General features: G+C 60.2%; 9 protein-coding genes. 2 read left to right on the top strand and 7 right to left on the bottom strand.

Going from position 1 to position 5,387, the window contains the following annotated elements:
* The coding region (locus ACXRVY_RS15965) for an SbcC/MukB-like Walker B domain-containing protein (RefSeq protein WP_458237736.1) at positions 1-593 on the top strand (593 nt) is incomplete at its 5' end.
* The gene (locus ACXRVY_RS15970) at positions 590-1,186 is read left to right on the top strand and encodes a glutathione S-transferase (protein WP_458237737.1); all 597 of its coding nucleotides are present in this window, start codon (positions 590-592) and stop codon (positions 1,184-1,186) included. The genes ACXRVY_RS15965 and ACXRVY_RS15970, both read left to right, overlap by 4 nt.
* 244 nt (positions 1,187-1,430) lie before the next feature.
* On the opposite strand, the gene ACXRVY_RS15975 is transcribed toward ACXRVY_RS15970, so the two are convergent.
* The 7 genes from ACXRVY_RS15975 to ACXRVY_RS16005 all read right to left on the bottom strand — a co-directional run.
* Positions 1,431-1,688, bottom strand: coding sequence for a hypothetical protein (locus ACXRVY_RS15975; RefSeq protein ID WP_223463798.1), 258 nt, complete (start codon positions 1,686-1,688; stop codon positions 1,431-1,433).
* A complete protein-coding gene (locus ACXRVY_RS15980; protein ID WP_223463799.1) occupies positions 1,685-1,897 on the bottom strand; it encodes a hypothetical protein in 213 nt (70 codons plus the stop codon). The genes ACXRVY_RS15975 and ACXRVY_RS15980 overlap by 4 nt, the downstream gene beginning before the upstream one ends.
* 115 nt (positions 1,898-2,012) lie before the next feature.
* On the bottom strand, positions 2,013-2,138 hold the full coding sequence (locus ACXRVY_RS15985; protein ID WP_263289964.1) for a hypothetical protein: 126 nt from the start codon (positions 2,136-2,138) through the stop codon (positions 2,013-2,015).
* Between the two features lie 217 nt (positions 2,139-2,355).
* Positions 2,356-2,535, bottom strand: coding sequence for a hypothetical protein (locus tag ACXRVY_RS15990; RefSeq protein ID WP_007979950.1), 180 nt, complete (start codon positions 2,533-2,535; stop codon positions 2,356-2,358).
* Between the two features lie 156 nt (positions 2,536-2,691).
* Positions 2,692-3,861, bottom strand: a complete 1,170-nt coding sequence (locus ACXRVY_RS15995) for a lactonase family protein (protein ID WP_458237738.1) — start codon at positions 3,859-3,861, stop codon at positions 2,692-2,694.
* Positions 3,854-4,192: a DUF5629 family protein gene (locus tag ACXRVY_RS16000; protein WP_223463801.1), complete on the bottom strand. Its 339-nt coding sequence runs from the start codon at positions 4,190-4,192 to the stop codon at positions 3,854-3,856. The genes ACXRVY_RS15995 and ACXRVY_RS16000 overlap by 8 nt, the downstream gene beginning before the upstream one ends.
* A 134-nt stretch (positions 4,193-4,326) precedes the next feature.
* The coding region (locus ACXRVY_RS16005) for an aldehyde dehydrogenase family protein (protein WP_458237739.1) at positions 4,327-5,387 on the bottom strand (1,061 nt) is incomplete at its 5' end.

Consider the following 5,387-nt stretch of genomic DNA (forward strand, 5'->3'; position numbering starts at 1 on the left):
GCGCCGAACTGCGCGCCGAGCAGGCCGAGGACCAGCGCCGGCAGAACGTCAATCAGGCCCTGGCACAACAGATTGCCGACGCCTACAGCGAATACCAGCGCTGGGCGCGCCTGAATGCGTTGATCGGCTCCGCCACCGGCGACACCTTCCGCAAGATCGCCCAGGCCTACAACCTCGACCTGCTGGTGCACCACGCCAACGTGCAATTGCGCCAACTGGTGCGACGCTATCGCCTCAAGCGCGGCGGCAGCATGCTCGGGTTGCTGGTGATGGACACCGAAATGGGCGACGAACTGCGTTCGGTGCATTCACTGTCCGGTGGCGAGACCTTCCTGGTATCACTGGCGCTGGCCCTTGGCCTGGCATCGATGGCGTCGAGTACGCTGAAAATCGAATCGCTGTTCATCGACGAAGGCTTCGGCAGCCTCGATCCGGAATCCCTGCAACTGGCCATGGACGCCCTCGACGGCCTGCAAGCCCAGGGCCGCAAGGTCGCGGTGATTTCCCACGTGCAGGAAATGCATGAACGGATTCCGGTGCAGATTCAGGTCCAACGCCAGGGCAACGGCCTGAGCACCCTGGAGGTGAAATGAATATTCTGTATTCCTTCYGCCGCTGCCCGTACGCCATGCGCGCACGCATGGCCCTGCGTTATTCGGGTGTGGCCGTGGACATCGTCGAAGTCAGCCTGAAGGCCAAGCCCGCCGAAATGCTCGCGCTGTCGGGCAAAGGCACGGTGCCGGTGCTGAGCACCGATGGCCAGGTGATCGACGAAAGCCTCGACATCATGCACTGGGCCCTGGCGCAGAACGATCCGCAGGACTGGCTGCTCAAGGATGATCCTGTGGCAGCGGCGCAAATCGCCTCGCTGATCGAACAGAACGATCAGGTGTTCAAGGTGCACTTGAATCGCTACAAGTACGCCGAGCGTTATCCCGAGCAGCCGATGGAGGTTTATCGCGGCGAGGGCGAGGTATTTCTGCAAAGGCTGGAGGTATTGCTGGAAAGACGCGATTACTTGCTGGCCGATCATCCAAGCCTGGCCGACGTGGCGTTGATGCCCTTCGTGCGCCAGTTCGCCCATGTCGACCGCGACTGGTTCGCGCAGACGCCGTATCGGCGCTTGCAGGACTGGTTGCAGCGGTTTCTGGAGTCGGATTTGTTTACCGGAGTGATGCGCAAGTAAGCCGCCGCACACTGTGGTGAGGGGGCTTGCCCTAATGCCAGTCAGTTAAGGAGCAAAACCTGTGGGAGCGAGCTTGCTCCGGGCGGCGTTCCGACGATAGCGGACTGTCAGGTAACGCATGTGTTGACTGTGCGATCGTCATCGCGAGCAAGCTCGCTCCCACAGGGGGGCGGTGTTCGAAGCGTTAATTGATCGGCATTAGGGCAAGCCTCCTCGCCACAAAGCCTTTCATCGACAGTGGGCTTCAGGCCAACACCTCACACATCCCGAGCGCCGAGCAATCCACCTGGAACGGCCCGAAAACCACCCCTTCTGTCCTGATCGGCGGATTGCCGGTCAGCATGCCCTGGGCACTGGCGTTTTCGATGCTGCGGGCAATGTTGTGGTTGGCTTCGATGGCCCGTGCCACCGAGCCCGCCGAGCCCTGGCCGATCCCCAGCAGGGAGGATCCGTTGGTCATGAACGCCAGGAAGGCGATGACCCAGAGTCTGTGCCCTTTCATGCGCCGACGACTCCCGCGAGTTCAGCCTGATCAACGCCCGCGTTTTGCGCACGGTGTTCAAACTGGATGCCGGGATGAGCGACCTGGATCGGTGCTTCGAAGGTGGATTGCGACTGCGCCGAAAGGCTGACCAGCAGCACCATGGCAAGGTAAAGACCGATCGCCACATAGGCGCCGTATTTGGCAGAAGTGAGAATTGCGCTGGCCATGATGTTCTCCGCAGGCATGTTTCAATGCCCACAGAATCGATCAAAAAAGCTCGGGTAACCACTCAGGGTTATCCATAGTGACCATCAGCTTCATTGATCATTAAGCCAAACTATTTCAGTCTTCAATAAAACTCATCAAGCGCTCGCGGGCAGCATCCGGTTCACTCGGAACAGGGTCGACTGCCGACAGAATGGGGGTGGAATAGAGAAAAAGAAGAACCAATGCCAGACGCGTCACCATGCTGCCGATCCTTGCCGTGAGGAAGAGTCAAAAAATCAGCGTCAATTTAAACGCATGGCAATGTGATATCAAGCGCAACATTGATGTCAAAATGATACTGTCGCAAATGCGTTATGCAGGAGCGACATCACTCTGATCGTTTTCAACACCTGCGTTTCAACATCAGGGTCTTCGATCATCAGTGACTTCGCTCCTGCATAAAGGCAGGGTTGAACGCTCAGGCCTGGGTCTTGTGATCCAGCGCGGCGTAGAAGTTGGCGCTCTGTTGCAGATACTTTTGGGTGTAGCTCTGGGTGTGGGCTTTTTTGTCGCTGATTTCAACGTTGGCACTGGCTGGCAACGCAACGGTGGCAGAAATGGCGGAAGCGGCAATGACAGAGAAGATGTTGAAGTTCATGGCGGTATTCCTCGGATTCAGTTGGCTTGCTTGCCCGRTTGGGCCGTGAAGCAAACTWAACCCTCGAGGGTTCGTGCCTTGAAATGCTTTGTAGCAGTACCAGATATCAGCGTCATTGATAAAAGCAGGCAGGCCCCATCAACCGGGGCCTGCGGCTTATTGACGCAGCAGAAACCTGAGGTCGCTCGGAGCGTCCATCGGCAGTTTTTGCACGGTCTTGCCCAGCAGACCAGTCCTGGCATCGCGTTCGACGACGACAATCTGGTTGCTCTTCTGATTGGCGATCAACAGGAATTTGCCACTCGGATCGAGGCTGAATTCCCGCGGATGATCGCCCTCCACCGCCCGCCGTTGCAGCTCCTTGAGGTGGCCGGTGGCCGGATCGATGGCAAACACCAGCAGTTGATTGGCCGTGCCACGGTTGCTGACGTAGAGGAACTTGCCGTCAGCCGAGGCGTGCAACGCCGCCGCAGCCTTGTCCGAGACGGGTTGCCCGGCAGCCAGATCAACCATCTGCGTCTGTTCGAGTCGGCCGTCGTGGTAATCGAACACCGCCACTTGCGCGCTCATTTCCATGGTCAGCCAGGCGTGTTTGCCATCGGCGCTGAACAGCAGGTGGCGCGGCCCGCTGCCCGGCGGCAGCTGCACGAATGCCGGGGTGGCCGGGGTCAACGGCAGTTGCGGGTTGGCCTTGGGGTCGAAGCGGTAGGTAAACACCTTATCCGCCCCCAGATCATTGGCGAACACGTATTTACCGTCCGGCGACGGGATCGCAGAATGCAYGTGGGCCGAGGCCTGGCGCTCGGGATTGACCCGGCTCGCCGGGTGGCTGCTCATCTGCACCACCGGTTTGAGCTTGCCATCGGCCGCCACCGGCAATGTCGCGAGGGTGCCGCCCGGGTCTTCGGCCACCGAGTAATTGCTGACGAACAAATGGCTGCCATCGGTGCTGAGACTGGAATGGGTCGGCTCGTTGCCCAGGCTTTGCACCTGGCTGATCAGGATCAGCGCATGGCTCTTGGGATCAATCGCGTAACTGCTGACGCGCCCGACCGGATCGGTCTGACCCGGGCCATTCTCGTTGACCACGAACAGGTGTCGCTGGTCCTTCGACAGGGTCAGCCACGACGGGTTTTCGCTCTTGATCACTTGCAGGGGGCTGGCATCGATCTGCCCGGTGCTGCTGTCGAACGCCAGGCGGTAGATGCCCTGACTTTGACCGGCGGTGTAGGAGCCCACCAGCAGCTGATAGTCATCGGCGGATGCGACCTGGACGCCCATGGCGCCGATGCTGCCAGCCATCAACAGAGGCCAGAGGTTACGCATCGCCTTGGTCGTCATCTTCGTTGTCACCGCTGACRACATCGCCCAGGCACACCAAACGGTGTTCACCCGAGTTACCGGTGATCAACCAGCTTTGCAGCGAGGTGTCGAAGGTCGCGGTCTGGATCTGCACCGGGGTGAACTCCCAGTGTTTGGCCGCACGGCCATCCATGCATTCAATGTGCAGGTTATCGAACTCGTCGAGGGCGAATTCGAAGGCATGCAGCCCGTCGATCTCCACCATTCCGCAGTGTTCGAGGGCATTGAGCAAGGTGTCGGTTGGGGAAGTCATGGCAATCAGTCTTTGAATGAGAAAAACGCAATGATAGCTCATGCACCGCATTCCCTGTGGGAGCGAGCTTGCTCCGGGCGGCGTTCCGACGATGGCGGAACATCAGTCAACACTTACATCGACTGGACTGCCGCTATCGCGAGCAAGCTCGCTCCCACAGGGATTGTGGTCAGCCGTTAAAGCGCCTCGCGCGATGGTTGCCCATCCACCAGACGCTGGATACGCAGCGGATTGCCGTTTTTCAGCGCATCCGGCAGCAAGCTGTCCGGGTAGTTCTGGAAGCACACCGGGCGCAGGAAGCGATCGATGGCCAGGGTGCCCACCGACGTACCGCGCGCATCGGATGTTGCCGGGTACGGTCCGCCATGCACCATCGAATCGCAGACTTCCACGCCCGTCGGATAGCCATTGAGCAGGATTCGTCCGACCTTCTGTTCCAGCAACGCCGTCAGCCCGGCGAACTGTTCGAAGTCTTCCGGCTCGCCAATGACGGTGGCGGTCAACTGACCGTGCAGGCCGTTCAAGGCGGCCGTCAGTTGCGCAGGATCGGCCACTTCAACCACCACCGTGGTCGGACCGAACACTTCCTCTTGCAACACTTCATCGCCGTCGAGCAGCAGGCTGACATTCGCCTTGAACAGCTGTGGCTGGGCCTGATTGCCCTGCTGCGGACTGCCGGCGAGGTGCTCGATGCCCGGATGAGCGAGCAATTTTTGCAAGCCCCGGCCATAGCTACTCAGGGTTCCGGCGTTGAGCATGGTTTGCGCCGGCTGATCCCCCATCAACCCGGCCACTTGCTGCACAAAGGCGCTGAACTGCGGCGAGCGAATGCCAATCACCAGTCCGGGATTGGTGCAGAACTGGCCGCAGCCCTGAACCACCGAAGCCGTCAGGTCTCGCGCGACGGTGTCGGCCCGCACCTGTAACGCCTCGGGCAACACGATCACCGGGTTGATGCTCGACATCTCGGCGAACACCGGAATCGGTTGCGCACGTGCCGCAGCCATATCGCACAAGGCTCGACCGCCCTTGAGCGAACCGGTGAAACCTACGGCCTGAATCGCCGGATGCTTGACCAGCGCTTCGCCGACGCCAGCGCCGTAGATCATGTTGAACACACCTGCCGGCATCCCGGTTTTCCCGGCGGCGCGAATGATCGCGTCGGCCACCTGCTCGGCCGTGGCCATGTGACCGCTGTGGGCCTTGAACACCACCGGGCAGCCGGCCGCCAATGCCG

The organism is Pseudomonas sp. P5_A2_2 (genome assembly GCF_054177685.1).

Excerpts from the sequence above, each read along its gene's own strand:
- ACXRVY_RS15980 (WP_223463799.1), bottom strand. The coding sequence starts at position 1,897 with ATGGCCAGCGCAATTCTCACTTCTGCCAAATACGGCGCCTATGTGGCG.
- ACXRVY_RS15985 (WP_263289964.1), bottom strand. The coding sequence starts at position 2,138 with ATGGTGACGCGTCTGGCATTGGTTCTTCTTTTTCTCTATTCCACCCCC.
- ACXRVY_RS15975 (WP_223463798.1), bottom strand. The coding sequence starts at position 1,688 with ATGAAAGGGCACAGACTCTGGGTCATCGCCTTCCTGGCGTTCATGACC.
- ACXRVY_RS15990 (WP_007979950.1), bottom strand. The coding sequence starts at position 2,535 with ATGAACTTCAACATCTTCTCTGTCATTGCCGCTTCCGCCATTTCTGCC.